Origin of the sequence: Rhodococcus sp. 21391, from assembly GCF_016772255.1 — a bacterium.
In the GTDB taxonomy this organism is placed as follows: Bacteria; Actinomycetota; Actinomycetes; order Mycobacteriales; family Mycobacteriaceae; genus Rhodococcus_F; species Rhodococcus_F opacus.
In genome coordinates this window covers 5,937,800-5,959,296 of sequence record NZ_CP063781.1, presented here as the reverse complement: position 1 = coordinate 5,959,296, position 21,497 = coordinate 5,937,800, and the positions used below count along the sequence as shown (strand labels likewise).

Annotated in this window: 19 protein-coding genes and 1 pseudogene; 9 read left to right on the top strand and 11 right to left on the bottom strand. The window is 64.9% G+C overall.

The annotated features are described in order from the left end of the window. Nucleotides 1–115: 115 nt before the first annotated feature. The 4 genes from GO592_RS27455 to GO592_RS27440 are packed head-to-tail and all read right to left on the bottom strand — an operon-like array spanning nucleotide 116 to nucleotide 6,353. Nucleotides 116–934 (bottom strand): aminotransferase class IV, encoded by an 819-nt coding sequence (locus GO592_RS27455; RefSeq protein ID WP_007301519.1) that lies wholly within the window; start codon nucleotides 932–934, stop codon nucleotides 116–118. Nucleotides 935–971: 37 nt separating this feature from the next. Continuing rightward, on the bottom strand, nucleotides 972–1,898 hold the full coding sequence (locus GO592_RS27450; protein WP_039953103.1) for a hypothetical protein: 927 nt from the start codon (nucleotides 1,896–1,898) through the stop codon (nucleotides 972–974). Continuing rightward, the gene (locus GO592_RS27445; RefSeq protein WP_007301521.1) at nucleotides 1,864–5,307 is read right to left on the bottom strand and encodes an ATP-binding cassette domain-containing protein; all 3,444 of its coding nucleotides are present in this window, start codon (nucleotides 5,305–5,307) and stop codon (nucleotides 1,864–1,866) included. Before GO592_RS27445 ends, GO592_RS27450 begins: the two co-directional genes overlap by 35 nt. Then, nucleotides 5,301–6,353 carry a cupin domain-containing protein gene (locus GO592_RS27440; RefSeq protein ID WP_007301522.1) on the bottom strand — a complete coding sequence of 351 codons (1,053 nt, stop codon included), beginning with the start codon at nucleotides 6,351–6,353 and terminating at the stop codon, nucleotides 5,301–5,303. Before GO592_RS27440 ends, GO592_RS27445 begins: the two co-directional genes overlap by 7 nt. 217 nt (nucleotides 6,354–6,570) lie before the next feature. On the opposite strand from GO592_RS27440, the gene GO592_RS27435 reads away from it, so the two are divergent. From GO592_RS27435 to GO592_RS27430, 3 genes and pseudogenes are all read left to right on the top strand, one after another. After that, nucleotides 6,571–7,827: a hypothetical protein gene (locus GO592_RS27435; RefSeq protein WP_007301523.1), complete on the top strand. Its 1,257-nt coding sequence runs from the start codon at nucleotides 6,571–6,573 to the stop codon at nucleotides 7,825–7,827. A 2-nt stretch (nucleotides 7,828–7,829) separates the two neighbouring features. Then, nucleotides 7,830–8,021, top strand: a pseudogene (locus GO592_RS46605) (methyltransferase family protein); the annotation flags it as partial. A gap of 102 nt (nucleotides 8,022–8,123) precedes the next feature. After that, on the top strand, nucleotides 8,124–8,825 hold the full coding sequence (locus GO592_RS27430) for a methyltransferase (RefSeq protein WP_237737160.1): 702 nt from the start codon (nucleotides 8,124–8,126) through the stop codon (nucleotides 8,823–8,825). A 1-nt stretch (nucleotide 8,826) separates the two neighbouring features. Here the strand turns inward: GO592_RS27430 and GO592_RS27425 are convergent, their stop codons facing one another. Further along, on the bottom strand, nucleotides 8,827–9,705 hold the full coding sequence (locus GO592_RS27425; RefSeq protein WP_007301525.1) for an A/G-specific adenine glycosylase: 879 nt from the start codon (nucleotides 9,703–9,705) through the stop codon (nucleotides 8,827–8,829). Nucleotides 9,706–9,805: 100 nt separating this feature from the next. On the opposite strand from GO592_RS27425, the gene GO592_RS27420 reads away from it, so the two are divergent. Together GO592_RS27420 and GO592_RS27415 are read left to right on the top strand one after the other, a co-directional pair. Beyond that, entirely contained in the window at nucleotides 9,806–10,432 is a 627-nt protein-coding gene (locus GO592_RS27420) for a carbonic anhydrase (RefSeq protein ID WP_005262194.1), read from the top strand. Between the two features lie 59 nt (nucleotides 10,433–10,491). Then, on the top strand, nucleotides 10,492–11,256 hold the full coding sequence (locus GO592_RS27415; protein WP_039953105.1) for a hypothetical protein: 765 nt from the start codon (nucleotides 10,492–10,494) through the stop codon (nucleotides 11,254–11,256). Here GO592_RS27415 and GO592_RS27410 read toward each other — a convergent pair. Genes GO592_RS27410 through GO592_RS27400 form a run of 3 tightly spaced genes read right to left on the bottom strand, consistent with a single transcriptional unit; the run spans nucleotide 11,249 to nucleotide 15,118 of the window. Next, nucleotides 11,249–12,211, bottom strand: a complete 963-nt coding sequence (locus GO592_RS27410) for an asparaginase (protein WP_007301527.1) — start codon at nucleotides 12,209–12,211, stop codon at nucleotides 11,249–11,251. The two genes, GO592_RS27415 and GO592_RS27410, sit on opposite strands and share 8 nt — an antisense overlap. A gap of 16 nt (nucleotides 12,212–12,227) precedes the next feature. Further along, on the bottom strand, nucleotides 12,228–13,673 hold the full coding sequence (locus GO592_RS27405; protein ID WP_007301528.1) for an amino acid permease: 1,446 nt from the start codon (nucleotides 13,671–13,673) through the stop codon (nucleotides 12,228–12,230). Continuing rightward, complete coding sequence (locus GO592_RS27400) at nucleotides 13,670–15,118, bottom strand: aspartate ammonia-lyase (protein ID WP_005262202.1); 1,449 nt, start codon at nucleotides 15,116–15,118, stop codon at nucleotides 13,670–13,672. Before GO592_RS27400 ends, GO592_RS27405 begins: the two co-directional genes overlap by 4 nt. A gap of 221 nt (nucleotides 15,119–15,339) precedes the next feature. Between GO592_RS27400 and GO592_RS27395 the strand changes: the two genes are divergently transcribed. Both GO592_RS27395 and GO592_RS27390 read left to right on the top strand, forming a co-directional pair. After that, nucleotides 15,340–16,059 (top strand): FadR/GntR family transcriptional regulator, encoded by a 720-nt coding sequence (locus GO592_RS27395; RefSeq protein WP_007301529.1) that lies wholly within the window; start codon nucleotides 15,340–15,342, stop codon nucleotides 16,057–16,059. A gap of 56 nt (nucleotides 16,060–16,115) precedes the next feature. After that, complete coding sequence (locus tag GO592_RS27390) at nucleotides 16,116–16,901, top strand: HpcH/HpaI aldolase/citrate lyase family protein (RefSeq protein WP_007301530.1); 786 nt, start codon at nucleotides 16,116–16,118, stop codon at nucleotides 16,899–16,901. 17 nt (nucleotides 16,902–16,918) lie between these two features. On the opposite strand, the gene disA is transcribed toward GO592_RS27390, so the two are convergent. Beyond that, the gene (gene disA, locus GO592_RS27385) at nucleotides 16,919–18,004 is read right to left on the bottom strand and encodes a DNA integrity scanning diadenylate cyclase DisA (protein WP_005262207.1); all 1,086 of its coding nucleotides are present in this window, start codon (nucleotides 18,002–18,004) and stop codon (nucleotides 16,919–16,921) included. An 85-nt stretch (nucleotides 18,005–18,089) separates the two neighbouring features. Here disA and GO592_RS27380 point away from each other — a divergent pair, with 85 nt between their 5' ends. After that, the gene (locus tag GO592_RS27380) at nucleotides 18,090–18,653 is read left to right on the top strand and encodes a PaaI family thioesterase (protein WP_037179973.1); all 564 of its coding nucleotides are present in this window, start codon (nucleotides 18,090–18,092) and stop codon (nucleotides 18,651–18,653) included. Nucleotides 18,654–18,673: 20 nt separating this feature from the next. Here GO592_RS27380 and radA read toward each other — a convergent pair whose 3' ends face one another. Together radA and GO592_RS27370 are read right to left on the bottom strand one after the other, a co-directional pair. Next, nucleotides 18,674–20,056, bottom strand: coding sequence for a DNA repair protein RadA (radA, locus tag GO592_RS27375; RefSeq protein ID WP_037206067.1), 1,383 nt, complete (start codon nucleotides 20,054–20,056; stop codon nucleotides 18,674–18,676). 46 nt (nucleotides 20,057–20,102) lie between these two features. Then, nucleotides 20,103–20,735, bottom strand: a complete 633-nt coding sequence (locus tag GO592_RS27370) for a hypothetical protein (protein ID WP_007301531.1) — start codon at nucleotides 20,733–20,735, stop codon at nucleotides 20,103–20,105. A gap of 263 nt (nucleotides 20,736–20,998) precedes the next feature. Between GO592_RS27370 and carD the strand changes: the two genes are divergently transcribed. After that, a complete protein-coding gene (gene carD / locus GO592_RS27365) occupies nucleotides 20,999–21,487 on the top strand; it encodes an RNA polymerase-binding transcription factor CarD (protein ID WP_005262216.1) in 489 nt (162 codons plus the stop codon). Nucleotides 21,488–21,497: the final 10 nt, after the last annotated feature.

Below are 21,497 nucleotides of genomic sequence, written 5' to 3'. Positions count from 1 at the left end.
CCACTGGATGGAATATCGTTCGGCGAAATGGACTTTCACCTTCCAGTACTATCCCGGGCCGACGGCCGTGAAACTAGGAACCCTGGGGGGAAGGATGACCCACCTTGCTCGGTCGTCATCGGATCGCGGACCGGCCGTTGGTCAAGTGCTGATACTCGGTTGCAATCGCATCGACCACTGCGGACTTCGCATACCGGATCTCGTCGATGCCGGAAACCTCCATGATTTCGATCGCAGTCCCGCACAGAAATGCGGCGTCGAACGATCCGATCTCGCCGTAGGCGATGTCGCGTTCCGTTACCGAGAGCTTCAGTCGCGGACACAGTTCATCGATTATCACCCTTCGGGTAATCCCGTCGAGGGCCAATTCGGCAGTCGGCGTGAACAATGCGTTTCCCTTGACGAAGAACACGTTCGAGCCGCTCGACTCGCACACAGCGTCGGCTGTCGAGAGGAAGAGCACATCATCGTAGCCGTCGGCCCGCCCGCGGTGGCTCAAGTAGCTCAACGCATAGGTAGACGACGTTTTCGCCTGATACGGGTGGCACGAGGCGGGTGCACGCCGCCACGTTGCCGTCGAGAGCCGATATTGCTCCGCGGCCGAATTCGAAGGAAAGGGCAGGGCAAACAGGACCACCTTGCTGGAAGAGCCCTGCGCCTTGAAACTCACATCGGTGTCGTCATAGAAGACCAAGCACTTGATGTACGCATCGGCCAGATCGTTGGCCCTCACCAATTCGTGGCAGGCGTCGGCCAAGTCCGCATTCGAATAGTGCACGGTGTGCCCGAACAACTCGGCGGACCGCCGCAACCTCGCTATGTGGTCGTCGCATTTGAAGATGCTGCCGCCGTACGTGCGGATACCGTCGAACACCGACGTGGCATACGACAACCCATGGGTGGCAGGTGACAGAATCACCTCGTCGAATCGCACGCATCTTCCATCTGACCAGGCTATTTCGCTGATCATCTCAGTCTCCATGTCGCGATCTCGCGTAGTCCTGCATCGCAGTTATACGCTGTGTGTTGACCGGAATCAGCCAGTTGTCCAGGTCGACAATGTGAATTGCGCCCACCCGGACCTTCGCGTCGATGGCGCCTCGGCCGAGACAGACGTCCGCGAAACCCAGCCGATCCGCGAAACGATACATTTGGTAGTAGTCGGCGATATACAGATTCAACCCACGCGGAATTCGGTCATGGTCCAGTCCCCGAACGATTTTCGTAAATACACCACGGTGATCGTCGGCGTAGCTCAGTGATCCGGCCAACGGAGTATTCGAATACTTGTCGTAGTCCAGCTTCACGAAGTATTTCTCACCTTCGGACGAGCGTGCCAGCATACGCAGCACATCGCTCGTATAGAGGTTCTTGGCGTGTCCGTACTTGGCCACATTCAAGGCCTGAAGGCAGGCGAAATCGCGCAGGACCCGATTGTCTTCTGCCACGTCCGAGAGACGGTGTATCTCGGTTGTGCACGCCGCTTCGGCCTTCCTCGTGAGCCTGACGATTGATTTGTATTGGCTGGGTCCTACCGCGGTTCGCAGGGCGAGGTCCACACTTCGCGAAGACCGGAAGAATGCCGCCTTCATGAATGGAACTGCAATGACGTCGGCGCGCCGACGGCGATCGGATCTGCGAAGGGAGGGGACCAACAACCAGTCGGCGGTTGACGCCAGGCTCGACAACTCCGCCAATGTCCGATCGTCGGGCTCGTCGCACACGGGCATGTAGAAGTATCCGGGTGCGACGTACGCTCGCTCGTGATGCAGGGCGTCATTGCTGCTCACGCTGCCCTGGAGTACCGCGTTCCAGTGCGCGATGTTCCTCAGCGGAAGTTGTGGCCGTGGAACGTTGTGACTTTTACAGAACGCATCGCGTTGGGGCAGCCATTCCATGGTCTTCCTCCTTTCCATTCCACTTCCGATCGGCTGTCGTGTGCGACTGGCCGGAATTCTCGAGGAGGCGTCGCTCGCCGTTGAAGTGGAAGACTCGGTTGGCAAGTTCGGTCAGCCCGGGATTGTGCGTGATGATGAAGAAGAGCGTGTCCGGCAAGGCAGAGATCACGGCCTGCAATATCGAGAGCTCCGCTGTTGTACTCAACTCGGAAGTCGCTTCGTCGAGAATTGCGACCGCCGGGCGATTGATCAACAGGTCGAGGAGCGCCAGCCGCTGCAGTTCCGTCTTGCTCAGATTCAACTGACCCGTGGCAGGGACGGGCTCGTCGAATCCGGACGGTAGTCGCCCGACGACGTCTGCCACGTCGAGATAGTCGACGACGCGAGCCAATTCGAGCGGTAACGGGCTGTTGAAGTGTTCGATCAATCTGCCTGGCTTGAAGATCGGACTCGACGTCAGGAGGAGGATGTCTTCGGCGTGGGAATTCGAGACGTATCCCGTCGTCCGGCCCAATGTCGAGAGGACGCCTGTTGTCGGCTGCAGACTGCCCACAACCAGCTTCGCAAATGTCGACTTACCGACCCCGCTCGGGCCCATGACGACCACGACGTCTCGGCTGGCAAAGGACTCGGAAAGCTCTTCCAGTAGCACCGCCCCGGTGTGCGGCGCGATGTACGTTACCTCCGAAAACGATACGAGCGCTGCGTCTTCAACTGCTGAGCCGGTCCAGCACGGCCCCGGGCCGGTCGGAGGCGTGAGGAGACGATCCGCGCTGTCGAGAACCTGTCTGAGGTCCACCAGACAACGGCCCACTCGGGCGAAAACAGCGATGAGGCTGTACGAGAGACTGAGCGCGAGAACACCGCTGAGGCCGGGTCCGCCGCCGGCCTGGACAAACACGGTTGAACCGACGACGACCGACAGGAAGAGCACACCCATCAAATCGAGCTTGTAATTGAACCAGCGGCGCGCGCCCGCATTGTCCATCGAAGCGAAGGCGCGATTCATCAAACTCTTGTTCAGCCAATTGACGAGGGCCGAGTTGTCGCGTGCCAAGTCGAATCTCGCTGAGCTCCAGGTAATGGCCTCGACCCGCTCCAACACGGTCGACGTCGTACCGATCTCTCTATCGTTGAAGTCCTGCAGTCGCCTTCCCGATCGCTTCGAACTGTGCCAGTAGGCGAAGCACATCCCGACAAGGGGCAGCAGGACGAAAATGTTCTTGCTCAATACGAACGCGGCGGTCGTGAGCAGCAATGTAACCGCACCCAGCGTATTCAGAAGTACTTCTGGCAGAAGCTCGTCGATACGTCGTTGATCCCAAGTCAGTTTGCTCTGATAGTCCTGATCGAACTCGTCGAAGGCCGTCCTGGAGGGCTTTGGACTCATGACGGTCGAGAAGTAATTCCGGCATTTTCGGGATGCCGCCACGATGCTGCGTTTGACTATGAACAGGGAGGTGAAAATCGACAGGAGGGCCCCGGCGGACAGTGCGGCGATGAGGGTTGTCGCTGCTGTCCGTGCATTCGTGGTCGAAATTCCGCTGGCAGCTGTGTAGTCGCCGACAATCGTCAGAACGTCGCGGCACGCAAACAGGACGCATGCGACAACCGCGACCTTCGCGACGCCCAGGCTCATCAGACTGCGGCGTGACGAAGTCGAGAACTCCGCTCGGTCCACGCCCTCGGGACGGCGAGCGACCGACCGATCCTCTCGAGCGAGATGCCTTGTGCGTTCTCGAGCAGGATTCGCCGCACCTGGTGTGAGGTTTCGCATCACCTCCACGACTTCACCTCCGGCCACTACCCATATCTCGTCTGCAGCATCTTTTTCATCCGGCTTGTCCGTTGCATAAATGACCGTAGTGTCGTGCCACGGCCCGCGCAGGAGGGAGGCCAACAGCCCATTCGCCAGGTCGTCGTCCAGCCCTGCTGTGGGCTGATCCAGGTAAACGAACTTCGGTTCGGCCAATATTGCCCGTGCCAGTTCCAGCCGCTTCCCTTGCCCGCGGGACACGTTCCAGCCCTCGGTCCGGTCGCGTGACTTGCTCGAGAGGTAGTCGCCGTAGAAGGTTCCGGGAAGTCGGGACAGTGTCAAGGCTCGACGGGCCTCGTCGTCGGTGAATTCGCTTCGATAGAGACACAAATTCTCGTAGAGCCCGCCAGGGAATATCCACGGTTCATCCGGTACGAAGAACGTTTTGCTGTTCACCTGGCTGCTGTGGCGTGCACCGATTTTCAGAACGGATGTCTTGCCACTGCCTGCGGCGCCGACGACGGCGATGTGCTTCGCCGTTGTTGCCGGTAGGCGCGTTGCGGTCGCATCGGTGTCGAGCGAGTGCGGACTGGATAGATACTTCGCAACGTTGGTGTGCCCGACGATCCCCTGGGACAGACTCTGAACAATGAAGGGGATATTGTTGGCGACGGATTTCAAGCCTCCGACCAGCGCCATTGTGGACAACAGGCCTGCTGGATCGACGTAACCAACGTGGGCCAGCTGGGTAAACACCGCGGCAAGCATGGCAACGATCGGAGTGAGTGTCGATATGAGGTTGATCCGCGCGATGAGGCGCGCCGCTTTCAGGAGCGCGCGCTCCTCGCCATCTCGCTTGTCGGCATAGCGCCGAAATAGTTCGTCGTTCCAGTTCTTGAGCCACGCGAGCAGGCGATTGTTCAGCGAAAACATGCCGACTTCGATGCGATCTGCCGCCGTCAGCGACAGTGCAGCGTGCGCGGCATTCAATTGTTTGGCGTTCCAGTAGATCACCGCGGAACTGGCGAGAATCACCGACAGTGCCGCCAGAGCGCTCAGTCCCAACGCCACGAAGAAGTACGCGGAGGTAAAGGTGATGGTTGCGAGTGCCAGAATGATGAAAATAAATCCCGACCAAGCATTTTCGACGCGTGCTGCCTCCCGGTCCAGAAGCGTGACCAGGTCGGCCGGTTGGTCGGAAGGGGCAATGCTGCGTTTCTTGTGCAGCAGCCTTTGTTCGATGTATGTGCGGGCTCCGATGCCTACCACGTCGGCTTGCATGAAGGTGTGATTCAATGCAAGCCACGCCAAGTAGGTCAGCACGATGCAGGTGATACCAAGCGTGAGGTTCGTCGTGAGTGCTGAATCGCCGGTGACGAGGTGCTGGATCAGCGATTTCAGCGTGATCGCAGCACCAAAGGCGCATCCTGCATTGACCGCGATGGCCACGAGCCCGAGCATGATGTCACGACGAAGTCCGCCGAAGACGTCTCTGCTCAGCCGCTCGCCTCGGGGCGCGTTCACGCTGTCCCGCTGCGCCGCGTCACACCACCGCTGCCATCTGGCAAGGTGCGAGGCGTCGGGCACAGGGTCGAGTCGAGCTCGGGGTTTGGGAACCTCGAACCAGACGACTTTCCTGAGGACGCTCAGCATGTGGAGTACGTGGGGACCGCCGTGTCGGCCAGGGCGATCGACGCGATTCTGTCGCACAATTGCGTGATCATCTTCCATCCCTCGGCGAGTGCTTCGCGGAGTTCTCGAATCTCGGCCGGCGTTGCGCGATCGAGCAGATCGATCCCCATACTCACGTGCTGGCCGTCGTCTTCTCCGTGTTCTTGGAAGTGCGGAATTGCCGGAAACGCTCGCGCCGCTTCCCGGTGCCAGATTTCGCCACTACCTTCAAGCACCACATGCATCAGCAGAGTGCGCACCATGTCGCTCCGGTACAGCATTTGATGCCTGAACCACTCCATTGTCGATACGAACGTCTCATCGGTGACCGGCGCGTGCGCTGATCCCCGTTGGTTGCGCAGGTTGTCGTTATGGCCCAGTTCCTCGACCAGATGGTCGAGCGCCACCTGCTTGTGCGCCGTATCGGTAGTCATCGCGACACGCAGGTGCAGCAGGTCCTGAAACACGTCCGACCAGGTCTGCTGGCAGTCGAGAAGCCGTTCCCGAACGTGGGGGTCGTCGAACGAGGGGTCATCGATCAGCCGCAACAGGCTGCTGGTACCAAATTGCTGCAGGTACTTCTCGTTGTCCGCCAGGAGCACAGCCGCCCGATTCGGTACCTCGCCTGCAAACACCGCGTTGGGCTTCGCGGCGTCCTCGTAGAGTGCCTTGCCGTTGAACTGGATCGAGAGCGCCCAGAAACCGTCCCGGGTTCCTTCGAAGCCGTGCCAGGAGTCGCCGGGGACGAGGATCATGTCTCCGGCACCGACCTCCTGCTCAGCACCGCCCATCGTTCGTCCGGAACCCTCGCAGATCAGGATCAGACTGGGCTCCGGGTGCTTGTGCACCGCCAGCACCTCACCGCACTCCAACCTGACCCAGCTGATCGCCAAATTGCTGGAAGCAGGAATGAATTGCGCCAACTGAGGGTGTTGGCTGAATATCTTGACGACACCCAGGTTGTGGACGCTCCCGCCGACAACGGCTTCGTTGATCGTCTCGAGTGCGCTTCTGGCGATTATGTGCATAGAATTCTTCCTTCTGTGGGATCGACCTGCCTCGAGTTCTGTATCGCTCCCAATCCTGGGCACGTGCCTGCGGGCGGAACAGGCACCCCAGGGTTGAAAACGTCACCCCCCCAGCGGAAAGGGTGTCGAGAAGTCTCCCTAGGGTGTCTATCCGCATTCGCCACGCGTCGTCGAAGCTAGCTGAACACCGCAGTACGGATGAGAGGCGAGTTTCGCATTGATTTCCGAAACGCTGCTCGAAGCCGAGCAGAAATTTGTTCGTTCCGGCGTGATCGGCGTCGGAGGCGCGTGCCTTCAGGCTGCTGAAGCGACGACCGATGAATTGTCTGGACGCAATATCGAGAATGCGCTCCGACAATGGGAGGCGGGACACGCGGAGTTTCCCCATGCGGCTGTCGCGGCCCATTTTCAGACGGTCGGGCGTAACGGGGTCCGGCCCCACCTGGTCGCCATGCTGCAAAACTTCCATGACAACAACCGTGCGCATCATGTTCTCGGTGCCTGGCTACCGATGACGTTCGATGCTCAGAATGGCGACTATCTGTCATATGTCGGGCTCGACTATTTCGACCAGGTCGTCCGGTCCGATGACGCGCAGCGCGTGGACGCATTCGTTGCTGCCGCGGCCATGGACCTCGCGTTGCTGGAGGCGCGAGCACTCGGGAGGTCGGCACACGCCCCCCAGGTGGTCCGGACGCGCGCAGTGACACGGGTCGTGACCCAACTCGACAGGCTCGCACCCGATTTCTCGCTCGATTCTTCCGTCGCTGCGGCTGGTCTTGCGGCGCTGGCTCAGCCGGGCGCCGACTACAGTTCGTTTGCTTCACACGCCGCGCCGGCGCTGAACGGTGTCCCCGAAGAGATCGGAAGTGCAGTTCGGCTAACGTTGTTGCCGACGACGCGCCTGCACGACGAGCAGATGTTCATCCGCTGCATCCAGATCTTCGAAGGTCTGTATCGGCAAGTTGCGACAGCGATTTCGATGGCGATCCGTGACCTGCGCCATGGTCTGGCCGCAGTGGCAAAGAGTCGCCTCGACGGGGCATCGATCCGCCTCGAAGCGGTGCCTGCGCTCTTCCGGGTTCTCACGACGATGCCGGTTGACGCCTTCTCGATTATTCGCGGCTTCACCCATGGGCGGAGCGCGGTGCAGTCGCGCGCGTTTCGTGAAGTGGAGTTCGCCTGCGCTCCACTCGATCCCCGTGACTTCGAACATATTGGGAAGATCGATGTCGGGGACACTACGTTGCAGGACATGTATCTCTCGATGCGGAAGACGCATCCGGATGCACACGTTCTCGAGGAGGCGATGCGGCGCCTGGACCGTGCGTGGGTTGCGATGAAGCGCGGCCACTGGGGCATCACCCTGAAAGTCATCGGAACGGTACCTGGCACCGGCGGTACGGCAGGCGCGTCGTATTTGAAAGATGCTGCGATGATGTCACTCTTCCCGCGGCTGTCCGAGGTGGCGTGAACATGAGCGATGTCAACCACCGAGTGAGAAGACAAATTATGGGATACATCGTGTCCCAATCTATTTCAGCCGTCTGCGAACTGGGTGTGCCCGACCGATTGGCGGACGGTGCGTGCTTGCTCGGCGATCTCGCGGCGAGTGTGGGCGCCGACGCCGACGCACTCGGTCGATTCCTGCGGGTCCTCGTCGCGGAAGGCTTGTTTGCGGAAGTCGGTGGAGGGCGATTTGCGTTGACGGAGGCCGGTGAGCTTCTGCGGGCAGACGCTCCGGGCTCGCTTCGTCACTTGGTCGGCTTGATGTCGAACGAGGCCTACCTCGTGTGGGGGCACGCAGCGCATTCGATCCGGACGGGGAAGGAATCGTTTTCAGCGGCGTTCGGAAAGCCGTACTTCGAATGGTTGTCCGAGAATCCGTCGGCAGCCGATGAGTTCGCACGGGGCCAAGCAGGGCTGGTCGAGTTGCGTTTGCTGCCTTTGCTCGACCACGACTGGTCTGACGTGGGAACGGTCGTCGACGTCGGTGGCGGGACCGGCGCGCTGATCACCCGGTTGCTCGATCGGCACGCGCATCTACGCGGTATCTTGTTCGATCTGCCTCATGTGGTCGCGGAAGCGCCGTCGACGTTTGGTTCGGCGGGCATCGGTGAACGAACGACAGTCGTGGGCGGAAGCTTCTTCGACGACGTCCCAGGCAATGGTGACGTGTACGTGCTGTCTCAGATTCTCCACGACTGGGATGACGCGTCCGCCGGCAAGATCCTCAGCAGTTGCCGGCAAGCGATCCCGCCAGGTGGACGATTGATGATTGTCGAGCAGGTCCTGCCGGAATCGGCGACAACCCACCCCATGGCTCTGCTGGATCTCCACATGCTGGTTCTCCTGGGAGGTCGCGAGCGCACGATCACCGAATGGCGCCGACTGTTGACCGACCACGGATTCACGCTGGCTTCGATCACGCAAGGTCCCCGGTCATCCGTCATCGAAGCGGTTCCGGTGTGAGCTAGCTGCCCTCGCCCGCGAGGGCGAAGAGTCCGTCGTCGGTCTGTTCGACGAGGCCGTCGATCAGCAGGGAGTGGAGGGCGCGGTCGCGTTGGCCCGGATCGCCCGGCCACACCTGGTCGAGCCGCACGCGTTCGACCGGGGCGGAGCTCTCGCGGAGTACGGCCATGAGTTTGCCGCGCACCTGACGGTCGGTGCCGGCGAACTTCTGGACCTTCCGGCGCTCACCGGTGTGCGCGGGACGTCCGGCATCCACCCAGGCGCAGCTGGGCAGCGGGCAGTCAGCGCATTCGGGGGAGCGGGCGGTGCACACGGTGGCCCCCAGTTCCATGATGGCCGCGGAGAACGTGGCGGCCCGCGCCCGGGTGCGGGGGAGCAGCGCGGACACGTCGGCGAGGTCACGCGTGGTCGAGGGATTTCCCGGCTCGGCGCGTCCGTGCACGGCCCTGGCGACCACCCGCCGGACGTTCGTGTCGACGACGGGGACGCGCTGTCCGTAGGCGAAGCAGGCGACGGCCCGCGCGGTGTAGGCACCGATGCCGGGCAGGCCGAGGAGGGTGTCGACGTCGTTCGGAACCACGTCGCCGTGCTCGGCGGCCAGTACTGCGGCGCACTCGTGTAGTCGCAGCGCGCGGCGCGGGTAGCCGAGCTTGCCCCACGCGCGCAGTACGTCGGCCTGACTCGACGCGGCCATGCGGGAGGGGACGGGCCAGCGCTGCACCCATTCTTCCCAGATCGGGGCCACCCGGACGACGGGCGTCTGCTGCAGCATGATCTCGCTCATCAGGATGTGCCAGGCGGTGACGCCGTCGCGGCGCCACGGCAGATCCCGGGCCTGTACGTCGTACCAGTTGATCAGCGCGGAGGAGTCAACGGCCACTTCGTCCTCACAAGTCCCTTCGTTCACGGGGGAAACGGATTTTCCGCGGTTGTCACATTCCCGTCGCGACGGTGCGACACGCCCGGTGCACAATGGTCCCATGCCTAATTCCAACCCCGTGTCCGCGTGGAAGGCCCTGCGTCAGGGTAACGACAGATTCGTGAGCGGTACCTCGCTCCATCCCAGCCAGGGCATCGCCGATCGCGCGAAGCTCGTCGGCGGCCAGCACCCCACGGCCGTCCTGTTCGGATGCGGAGACTCCCGCGTCGCCGCCGAGATCATCTTCGATCAGGGTCTGGGCGACATGTTCGTCGTCCGCACCGCCGGTCACGTGATCGACGACGCCGTGCTCGGGTCCATCGAGTACGCCGTCGGCGTGTTGAACGTGCCGCTCATCGTCGTGCTCGGTCACGACAGCTGCGGTGCCGTCAAGGCGACGCTCGACGCTCTCGACGACGGCAACGTGCCGCCCGGGTTCATCCGCAGCATCGTGGAACGTGTCGCGCCGTCGATCCTCATGGGACGCCGTGAGGGCCTCACTACCGTCGACGAACTCGAGGGCCGCCACGTGGTGGAGACCGGGGCGCTGCTCATGCAGCGGTCGCGCATCATCGCGGAGAAGGTGGAGAGCGGCGCGTGCGCCATCGCGGGTGTCACGTACAAGCTGTCCGACGGCCGCACCCACCTGCAGGGTGCCGTCGGGGACATCGGTGAGCTCACGGACTGACCGCGACACGCCGCACCCGCTGAGCCGTTGCCGCGCGACGCCGAACTACCGTTGACGTCGTGCTGGAACCGAATGGACCGTTGCCCCCCGAGATTTACTGGCGCCGCAGGGCGCTGGCGATCGGGGGCGCCATCGTCGTGTTGCTGCTCGTGGTGTGGTTGATCAACTCGCTACGTGGTGGCGGTGACTCCGAGACGGATCCGGCGGCAGCGAGTTCCTCGTTGACCACTCCTGTGTCGATTTCCCCGACAGCCTCGGGTTCGTCCACGTCCAGCGGCGGTTCGGGCGGTTCCGGTGGCGGCGGCGGTGGCGCCGCTGCCGCCGGCGGCGAGGCCTCCTCGGGCACGTCCGGTTCATCCGGGGCGTCGAGCAGCGGTGCCTCGAGCAGCGCGGCTCCCAGCGGCCAGCCGGTCGCCGCGGGACAGTGCCCGGACCAGTCGCTGGCCATCAAGGTGGCCGCCGACAAGCCGACGTACCTGGCGGGTGAGGAGCCGAGCTTCACGACGGTCGTCACCAACATCGGCACCACACCGTGCGAACGTGATCTGGGCAGCAGCCTCCAGCAGGTGCTCGTCTACACGATCGACGGTGCCGTGCGGCTGTGGTCCAACATCGACTGCTTCCCGCAGTCCGCGGCCGACGTGCGCACCCTCGCGCCCGGCGAGCAGGCTCAGTTCACCGTGAAGTGGTCGGCCAAGACCTCCGCCCCCGACTGCCTGACGCAACCGGAACCCCAGCGTGATCCGGTGGGGCCCGGTGCGTACACCGTGGTCGGCCAGCTCGGTCAGCTCCGCAGCGCGCCGGAGCCGTTCAACCTCAGCTGATCCTCGGTGCGGGGTCGAGGCGCGAGCGCTGATCGAATTCCTTGTCGAGGTCGGTGTGCTCGGGGTCGGCGAGCAGCGCCGCGAGGAGGATGCGGGCCTGACCTGCTCTGAGGTCGGTGGAGAACAGTGCACCCGCCGAGACGAGGTCGTGCCCGCCGCCCCCACCGCCGTACGTGGCGGAGGTCGGGCCCTGCGGCACCCGGGTGGTGACCACGACCGGGATCCCTGCGGTCGCGCAGTCCCGGACCGCCTCGACGATCGCCGGGTTCGCGTTCCCGGATCCGAGCCCGTCGAGCACCAGTCCCTGGGCCCCGGCGGCCCGGCACGCGTCGATCTGGACGCGGTCGGCCCCCGGATAGGCAGCGACGATGTCGACGCGGGTTCCGGAGATCGGATGCCACGGCAGCGGATCGAGACTTCGCCGCGGGGTGACACCGGCGGGGTGGACGGACCGGAACGCGTCGAGTGACGTCGTGTCGACCTTCCGCGTTCCCGCCGCCCGGTGCAGGGCGCTTCCGAACGCGATGAGGACACCCGCCCCGCGCAGAGCGGGGTCCGATCCCGCGGCGACCGCGTCGGCCAGATTGGCCTGGGCATCGGATTCCGGGTGGTCGAACGTGCGCTGCGCACCCGTGAACACCACCGGCCGCGGGTCGGCGTGGTGGAGGTCGACCAGGTACGCGGTCTCCTCCATGGTGTCGGTTCCGTGGAGCACGACCACCGCGTCGAGTTCGGGATCGCGCAGTTCCGCGGTGACGGCGTCGCGGACCCGGTCCATGTCGGCGAACGTCATGCTCGAACTGTCCTTCGACATCACGTCGACGACACGGACTTCCGTCCCGGTCCACGCACTGCCCAGCAGATCCAGGCCTGCGACCACCGGTCTGCTGACACCCTGCCCGTCCCGCCTGCTGGCGATGGTGCCTCCGGTGGTGACGACGGCGACTTTCGGCACTGTTTGTCCTTTCTCGCTAAACGGTCGGGCGGTCCGAGGACAGGGTGCGGATGCGGTTCCGCGCGGCGAACCAGCCGATCACCAACAGCGGGGCGATGATCGCGATGGACCCGACGGTCCAGGTTCCCACGGGGCGATCGAACGCCATCAGTATGACGACGCACGCGAGGAAGGCCAGGGTCAGGAGCCCGGTGTAGGGGGCGCCGAACATCCGGAAACCGGGCCGGGCGAGTTTCCCTTCCTTGGCGAATTTCCACAGTTTCAGCTGGCACAGCACGATCACGGCCCAGGCGCTGATGATCCCGAGCGCAGCGAGGTTCAGGACGATCTCGAACGCTTGCGCGGGAACGACGGCGTTGAGTCCGACGCCGAGCAGGATGACGAATCCGGTGAGGGCGATGCCGCCGTAGGGCACTCCTGCCTTGTTCATCCGGGCGGCGAACGAGGGCGCCGATCCGGCCATGGCCATCGAGTGCAGTATTCGGCCGGTGGAGTACAGGCCCGCGTTGAGTGAGGACAGCGCGGCCGTGAGCACCACGAGGTTCATGATCGCGTCGGCGCCCTGCACATTGATGGAGCCGAAGAACGTGACGAACGGGCTCTCGCCGGCGTGGTACTCGGTGTAGGGGAGCAGCAGCGACAGCAGCAGGACGGATCCGACGTAGAAGACGAGGATCCGGATGATGACAGTGTTGATCGCCTTGGGGATGACCTTCTGTGGGTTCTTCGTCTCGCCCGCAGTGGTTCCCACGAGTTCGATCGAGGCGTAGGCGAAGACGACGCCCTGGATCACCACGACGGCGGGCAGGATTCCGTTGGGGAAGAGTCCGCCGTTGTCGGTGATCATGCTGAAGCCCGACGAATGTCCTTCGATCGGCGTTCCGAACAGCACGAAGTAGATGCCGAAGCCGAGGAACGCGGCGAGGGCGACGACCTTGATGAGGGCGAACCAGAACTCCAGTTCACCGAACACCTTGACGGAGACGAGATTCAGGCCGAGGACCAGTACGACCGCGGCGAGGGCGAAGACCCATTGGTCGACGTTCCCGAGCGGTGCCCAGTACTTCTTGAAGAAGTTCATGTACAGCGCGACTGCGGTGACGTCGACGACGGCGGTCATCGCCCAGTTCATCCAGTACAGCCAGCCCGCGGCGAAGGCCATCTTCTCGCCGAAGAATTCCCGCGAGTACGACACGAACGACCCGGAGGTGGGTCGGTGCATCACGAGTTCGCCCAGGGCCCGCAGGATCAGGAAGGCGAAGAACCCGCAGAGGGCATAGACGAGGACGAGTGCGGGGCCTGCCTGGTGGAGGCGTCCGCCCGCGCCCATGAACAAGCCGGTGCCGATCGCTCCGCCGATCGCGATCATCTGGATCTGTCTGGGGCCGAGCGCTTTCCGGTAGCCGAGGTCTTCCTCGACGAAGATGTCGACGCCGGAGGTGTCGTCCTTCTCGATCGTCACGAGACCACCTCCGCGGCAGCGGCGACGGGTGTCTGCCGTGGCGAACCGGACGCTCTCAAGTTGGCGAGATGCTCGGGGCTGAGGAGGCGGTCGAGTTCGTCACGGTCGAGCAGACCGGCCTCGATCACGAGGTCGGCGACCCGGCGGCCGGAGACCAGCGCTTCCTGCGCGATCCGGGTCGAGGCGGTGTAACCGATGTACGGGTTGAGCGCGGTGACGAGTCCGATGGAGTCCTCGACCCGGGCACGCAGCAGATCGGTGTTGGCCGTGATGCCGAGTACGCAGCGGTCGGCCAGGATCCGGCAGGCGGCGCCGAGGTGGCGCATCCCCTCGGACAGGGAGTGCACGATGATCGGTTCGAACGCATTGAGCTGGAGCTGGCCGGATTCGGCGGCCATCGTGATGGTGACGTCGTTGCCGATGACCTCGTAGGCCACCTGGTTGAGGACTTCCGGGATCACCGGATTGACCTTGCCGGGCATGATCGACGAACCAGCTTGTACCGGTGGGAGATTGATCTCGTTCAGGCCCGCGCGCGGTCCCGACGACAGCAGGCGGAGGTCGTTGCACACCTTCGACAACTTGACCGCGATCCGCTTGAGCACGCCCGAGAGGTGGACGAACTGACCGACGTCCTGTGTTGCCTCGACCAGGTCCGTGGCCAGGACGAGGGGGAATCCGGTGAGTTCCCGCAGCGTGTCGCACGCTGCCTCGGCGTAGCCGGCGGGTGCGTTCAGGCCCGTGCCGATCGCGGTGGCGCCGAGATTGATCTCGTGGACGAGGAGAGCGGCCTCGTCGAGGCGGGTGCGGTCCTCGTCGATCATCACGGAGTACGTGGCGAATTCCTGGCCGAGCGTCATCGGTACCGCGTCCTGGAGTTGGGTGCGCCCCATCTTCACGGTGTCGGCGAACTCGACCGCCTTCGTCGCGAAGGCCTCCTGCAGGACGCGCATCGCGTCCAGCAGGTCGTCGATCGCGAAGATCGTCGCGATGTTGACCGCGCTGGGGTAGACGTCGTTGGTCGACTGGCTGAGGTTCACATGCTCGTTGGGGTGGAGCTCCGCGTACTCCCCGCGCCCGTGTCCGAGGATCTCGAGTGCCCGGTTGGCGATCACCTCGTTGGCGTTCATGTTGGTCGACGTCCCGGCGCCGCCCTGGATGACGTCGACGACGAACTGCTCGTGCCAGCGGCCGTCGACGATCTCCCGGCACGCCTGCCCGATAGCGTCGGCTCGGCGGTGATCGAGGATCCCGAGTTTCTCGTTGGCGGTTGCCGCGGCCCATTTGACGTAGGCGAGCCCGCGAATCAGATACGGGTTGGTGGAGATCGGCCGGCCGGTGATGGGGAAGTTCTCCACGGCCCGCAGCGTGTGGATTCCCCAGTAGGAATCCGCAGGCACTTGGCGGTCGCCGAGCAGATCGTGTTCTGTTCGCGTTTCGAGCACTTGATCATTCCTCACGGGGATTCGCGCGAGCCGTTGCTCTGCACGGATGCGGCGGATGGAGTCTGCTGCTCGAAGAGGGTAGATTTCTCGGTCGAGCCACCCGGCTATCCACCTGCCAGGCTGTCAGACAGGTGCAATTGTTACCGCGCTCACTCGCAGGCGTCAACCCCCGGCAGTGCCTCGTATTGACGTTGTCGCCGGGTCGTGAGCAGAATATCCACATGAACCTGTCGGACAGCTGGGCAGCCAGGCGCCCCGTCACGGCCCGGGTCAGTGCCGCGGAGGCGGTCCTCGCGGACCTTCGTGCCGCGATCACGTCGGGTGAGCTGACGGTCGGCGAACGACTTCCCTCCGAAGCGTCCCTCGCCGCGCGGCACGGGGTCAGCCGGTCGGTGATCCGGGAGGCCCTGCGGTCCTGCCATGCGCTCGGGCTCACGGAGACGAAGTCGGGCCTCGGAACGTTCGTCGTCAGCGATTCGATCGCTCGTGACCTCGACTTCGGGAACTACGCGGCCAACGAGCTCGTGGAGGCGCGTCCGCACGTGGAGATTCCCGCCGCCGGATGGGCGGCGCAGCGGCACACCGCCGAAGACCTGGCCGCCCTGCGCGGCCTCGTGGACCAGATGCGGGACGAGGACGATCCCCTCGTGTGGGTGTCCCTGGATGCGCAGTTCCACGCGTTCATCGCCAGGACGAGCCGGAACCGCGTGTTCGAATCCGTGATCGTCGATATTCGCGAGGCCCTCACCCGGCAGTCCGAGACGCTGAATCTCGTTGCGGGGCGGCAGCAGAAGTCGAACGACGAGCACGACCGGATCGTGGAGGGCATCGCCTCCAAGAGTTACGACAAGGCCGCCCGCGCCATGGCCGAACACCTGGATGCCGTCCGGATCGCACTGGAATCCGTGGTCGGAGAAGCCTGCCCGGACCACCGACAGTAAGGACGAGAACCATTCTCACAACGACTCCCCTCGACGCTCGGCACGCGAGGTCATGGTTGCTGGTATCTGCCTCGCGGACCGAGGATTTCGACCTCGCCGAACGCAGCGACGCCGACGCCGTCATCCTCGATCTGGAGGACGGTGTGGTCACCGCGGAACGCTCCGATGCCCGGCGGTCGGTCGCCGCGTGGCTGTCCGGTGGCGGCGCCGCCTGGGTCCGGATCAACGCCGCGACCACCGAAGACTGGTCGGCCGACGTGGACGCGCTCCGCGGCCTCCCCGGGTTGCAGGGTGTCATGCTGGCGAAAAGTGAATCGGGGCAACAGGTCCGGGACACCGCTGCCCGGCTCGGCGGTGCGGTTCCGGTGCTCGCCCTCGTCGAGTCCGCGCGGGGAATCGAGTTTGCGTTCGAGATCGCCTGCGAGCCGGCGACACTGCGATTGGCGTTCGGCAGTGGCGATTTCCGGCGGGACACCGGCGCGAGCGCAGAGCCGGACGCGCTCGCCTACGCCCGGGGACGCCTCGTCGTCGCGAGCGGCGCCGCCGGTATCGCGGCACCCGTCGACGGACCGACTCTGGTCGACGACCAGCGCACCCGGATCGCGGATCTGGGCGTCACGCGGTCGATGGGAATGTCCGGAAAACTGTGCATGAAGGCCGCGCACACGGGCGACGTCAACCGCGAGCTGAGCCCGTCCGCCGCGGACGCGGCCTGGGCGGACGAGGTGATCGACCGTCTCGGCGTCGACGGTTCGGGTGTCCGGAGTGGCAGCGACCGCCCGCAACTCGCGCGTGCACTGACCATCCGCACCCGCCTGGACGCGCTGCGGCTGTCCTACTAGTCGTCCGGACCGGAGATCTAGTCGTACGGGCCCGAGATCGATGTCTCGGCGAGCCGGGACAGTCCCTCGCGGATGTGCCGGGCCCACAGCCCGCCGATCCCCTCCACCGACTGCAGATCGGCGGCCGTCGCGGCCAGCAGTGACTGCAGCGTCCCGAACGAGCCGACGAGCCGGTGAATCTGGTTGAACTGCAGTCGGGGAACGCGGGTGAGGACGCGGTAGCCGCGAGGACTCATCGGCGCCTCGAGCGCTTCGATGGTGCCCGGGTAGCCGAATGCCCGGGCCAACGTCGTGAGGTCGAGAAGGTCTGCGTCCGTGATCCTGTCGAGCGCGGAGAGCGACTTCTCGACGTCCTCCGCGGGCGCCGGGCCGGTGCCGGCCAGGTAGTCGCGCACGATGAGTTCCCTCGCCACGTCGTTGTCGCCGACGAGTTCCTCGAGTTGCAGTGCGAGCTGACGTCCGTCCGTGCCGAGCTCGAGCACGTCCTGCTCGATCTCGACGGACACGCGCCGCACCATCTCCAGTCGCTGCACCACCGTCAGGGCGTCGCGGAGCGTGACGAAATCCTCGATCTCGACCACCGACAGCTGGCGGGTCACCTCGTCGAGCCGCGCCTTGTACCGCTCGAGGGTGGCCACCGCTTGATTGGCACGCGACAGGATCGTGGCGGACCCGTCGATGACGTGCCGGATGCCGCCGACGTACACGCTGACGATGCTCATCGACTGGCTGACCGACACCACGGGGTACCCGGTCTGCATGGCCGTCCGCTCGGCGGCACGGTGACGCGTGCCGGACTCGACGGTCGGGATCTTGTGGTCGGGGACCAGCTGGACGTTGGCGCGCACGATGCGGGACCCGTCGGTGGACAGAACCACGGCGCCGTCCATCTTCGACAGCTCACGCAGGCGGGTCGGCGCGAACTCCACGTCGAGCTCGAAGCCGCCGTCGCAGATCTCTTCCATCTGCTCGTCGTAACCGAGGACGATCAGGGCGCCCGTGCGACCGCGCAGAATGCGCTCCAGGCCGTCGCGGAGTGCCGTTCCGGGAGCCAGCCGGGCTATCGTTTCGCGCAGCGCAGACGACGACTCGGCATCGTTCATCGCGCAATACTCCCGCTGAGGTAGACGTCACTTGTCGGGGCCCGCCGCGGAAACACGTCCGGACCCGCGTTTAGATTACCTATCCATGAGTAGTACCTGGACTTTGCCCGACGACCTGACCCTGCCCGCACCGGTCGGCAGCTTCCCCGCTGCAGGTCAGCCCGTGCCGCAGCACTGGTCACGGTGCTTCGGGTGCGGCGACCAGTCGCCTGCCGGGATGTCGATGAGCTTCACGGCCGGGGAAGGGCTCGACGTGTGGGGCCGGCTCGAGGTGGCTCCTCGCTACCAGGGCGGTCCGGGAGTGATCCACGGCGGCATCCTCTCGACCGCGTTCGACGAGGCGCTGGGCATGGTGTGCCGATCGATCGTCGACGGGCCGGTGGTGACGGGTCATCTGGAGATCGACTTCGCCAAGCCCATCCCGCTGGGTTCCGTCCTCGAATTCCACGCGCGCATCGACGGGTCGATCCGCCGCAAGGTGTACGCGAGCGCCGAGGCGCGCATCGTCGAGGGGCCGACGGCCGATCCCGACGTGGTCGTGGCGACGTCGCGGGGGCTGTTCCTCACCGTGACGGCCGAGCACTTCGAGAAGACCAAGGACTTCGTCGACGGTGTGCCGGAGCGCCCCTTCGGCACGTCGTCGATCTGAGCGTCACCGCGATCCGAGCGTCACCGCAGTGACGCGATGGCTGCCCCCAGGTTTCCGACCTCGGTGACCTTCATGCCCTTCGGGGCCGCCCCGGAGTCGAGGGGAACGATCGCGCGGGTGAATCCGAGACGGTAGGCCTCGGCGAGCCTGCGCCCGACGCCGGGTACCCGGCGAACCTCGCCGGCCAGTCCCACTTCGCCGAGGATCACCAGTCCGTCGGGAACGGGCTTGTCCTTCACGGCGGACGCGACGGCGAGCGCCAACGCGAGATCGGCGGAGGGCTCGGTCATCCGCATTCCGCCGACGGTGGCCGCGTAGACGTCGTTCTTCGCGATCGGCACCCCGCACCGGCGGTCGAGCACGGCCAGCACCATGGCCACGCGGGCGCTGTCGAGTCCGCTCACGGCACGCCGGGGTGCGGGCATGGACGTGGCGGCCACGAGGGCCTGCACCTCACCGAGGAGGGGCCGTTTGCCGTCCATCATGACGGTGACGGCGGTTCCGGGAACGGCCTCGGCACGGTGATGGAGAAACAGTCCGGACGGGTCGCTGATGCCGGCGATGCCGTCTTCCCGCAGTTCGAAGCAGCCGACCTCGTCGGCAGCGCCGAAACGGTTCTTGACGCCGCGCACCATCCGCAGCGTGGAGTGCTTGTCGCCCTCGAAGTGCAGCACGACGTCGACGAGATGCTCGAGCGACCGCGGTCCGGCGACCGCACCGTCCTTGGTGACGTGGCCGATGAGGAGCACCGGCACGCCGCTGGCCTTCGCGAGGGAGGTGAGGGCGCTGGTGACGGCCTTCACCTGGGTGACTCCGCCGACCACGCCGTCGACGTCCGCGGCCAGCATGGTCTGCACGGAGTCGACGATCAGCAGGGTGGGACGCACCTGCTCCACGTGGCCGAGGATGGTCGCGAGGTCGGATTCGGCGGCGAGATAGACCCGCTCGTGGACGGCGCCAGTGCGGTCGGCACGCAGCCGCACCTGTCCGGCGGATTCCTCGCCGGTGACGTAGAGGGAGCGGTCGTCCGGGCCGCGGCGGGCCCACTGGTGGACCACCTCGAGGAGCAGGGTCGACTTGCCGACGCCGGGTTCGCCGGCGAGGAGAACGACGGATCCGGGTACCACACCGCCGCCGAGGACACGGTCGAGTTCGTCGATGCCGGTGGGCTTGGCGCGGGTGGACGTGCTGTCGATCCGCGTGATCGGTGTTGCCGGGGTGGACGGAAGTACCGCTCCGGCCCCGGCTTTCGCGAGCGAGGCACCGGGGCGGCTGGCGACGGACGCGACGATCGGGGCCTCGTCCATCGATCCCCAGCTACCGCACTCGGGGCACCGGCCGACCCATTTGGGAACGGTGCACTGGCACGACGAGCAGCGGAAGCTGGTTTTGAGTTTGGCCACCGGGCCAGCCTAGGTATCGGGTCCGACAGCGGACCCGGTCCGGCTGTTAGTGTCCGCCGCCCTCGGCTTCGGATCCGGGGGACGTGTCGGAGACGTGGCGCTCGGTCTCGGGGCCCGCGTCGACGGGAACGGACACGGTGACGTCTCCGGCCTTCTCGAACGCGAACGTGACGGGGAAGGTGAGGCCCGGGCGGACGCCTTCCTTCAGGCCGTCCAGGGTGACGAGGACGACGTCGGTCGGTGCGTCGGCGCTTTCGTCCGTCTGGCCGGCGGCGTCGGCGCTCGCTTCGGCGTCCTCGCCCGGCTGGCCGGCGACGAGCGCGGTCTGCGGCGCGATCTCGAGGCCGCCCGCCTTGTCGCCGAGGGTGACGGACTGCGCGAAGTCGGTGCTGATCCGGGTCAGCTTGTCCGGGGTGTCCTCGTTGTTGTTGATCGCGGTGAACGCGAGGACGGCGGTGCCGCCCGGCTCGAGGCTGTACTCGGCGGAGTTGGGGTAGACCACGTGCACGTTGCGCAGGGCGATCGACCCGACGTCCGCGCTGTTGCCGTTGACCGCGGCGACCTGACTCGACGTCTGAGTGATCTGGCCCGCGCTGCAGGCGGACAGCACGAGTGCTGCGCCGGCAGCGAGAGCGACGGCGGTAGCGACTCGGCGAGTCGACTTGTCGAGAGCAGTCACGAGTTGTCCTCCGGTGTCAGGTTCGCACTTCAACTAGGCAGAGTAGTAGTTCGTCCGCGTGGCCTGCTCGCTGGGTACTCACAATGGTTGTCTGCGTGCGGTTTCGGCGCTGGAGAACCGCCCGATCGGGGTGTCCGGAATGCACGTATCGGGGACCCTGTCAACCCCTACGGTCAGGCCATGATGCCCCTGACCTGCACCGTTGATGAGACCAGGTTCCGGACACGTGTTAAACTCGAATGATCGAAAGGGGCACGGGACAGATGATTTTTAAGGTCGGAGACACCGTCGTATACCCCCATCACGGTGCGGCGCTGATCGAAGCTATTGAAACCCGCACCATCAAGGGTGAGCAGAAGGAATATCTCGTTCTCAAGGTTGCTCAGGGCGATCTCACCGTACGGGTTCCCGCAGACAACGCAGAGTACGTGGGCGTACGCGACGTCGTCGGCCAGGAAGGTCTCGACAAGGTCTTCCAGGTACTGCGGGCACCGCACACCGAAGAACCCACCAACTGGTCGCGCCGCTACAAGGCGAATCTTGAAAAGCTCGCGTCAGGTGACGTCAACAAGGTCGCCGAGGTCGTTCGGGACCTGTGGCGTCGTGAGCAGGATCGCGGCCTGTCCGCAGGAGAGAAGCGCATGCTCGCGAAGGCGCGGCAGATTCTTGTCGGCGAACTCGCACTGGCCGAAGGCACCGACAGCGACAAGGCCGAGACCATCCTCGACGAGGTCCTCGCGGCCGCGTCCTAGACAGTCGCGA

Coding starts and splice junctions, on each gene's coding strand:
- GO592_RS27380 (WP_037179973.1), top strand. CDS start 18,090: ATGAGTAGTACCTGGACTTTGCCCGACGACCTGACCCTGCCCGCACCG.
- disA (WP_005262207.1), bottom strand. CDS start 18,004: ATGAACGATGCCGAGTCGTCGTCTGCGCTGCGCGAAACGATAGCCCGG.
- GO592_RS27430 (WP_237737160.1), top strand. CDS start 8,124: ATGTCGAACGAGGCCTACCTCGTGTGGGGGCACGCAGCGCATTCGATC.
- GO592_RS27440 (WP_007301522.1), bottom strand. CDS start 6,353: ATGCACATAATCGCCAGAAGCGCACTCGAGACGATCAACGAAGCCGTT.
- GO592_RS27420 (WP_005262194.1), top strand. CDS start 9,806: ATGCCTAATTCCAACCCCGTGTCCGCGTGGAAGGCCCTGCGTCAGGGT.
- GO592_RS27395 (WP_007301529.1), top strand. CDS start 15,340: ATGAACCTGTCGGACAGCTGGGCAGCCAGGCGCCCCGTCACGGCCCGG.
- carD (WP_005262216.1), top strand. CDS start 20,999: ATGATTTTTAAGGTCGGAGACACCGTCGTATACCCCCATCACGGTGCG.
- GO592_RS27445 (WP_007301521.1), bottom strand. CDS start 5,307: ATGCTGAGCGTCCTCAGGAAAGTCGTCTGGTTCGAGGTTCCCAAACCC.
- GO592_RS27450 (WP_039953103.1), bottom strand. CDS start 1,898: ATGGAATGGCTGCCCCAACGCGATGCGTTCTGTAAAAGTCACAACGTT.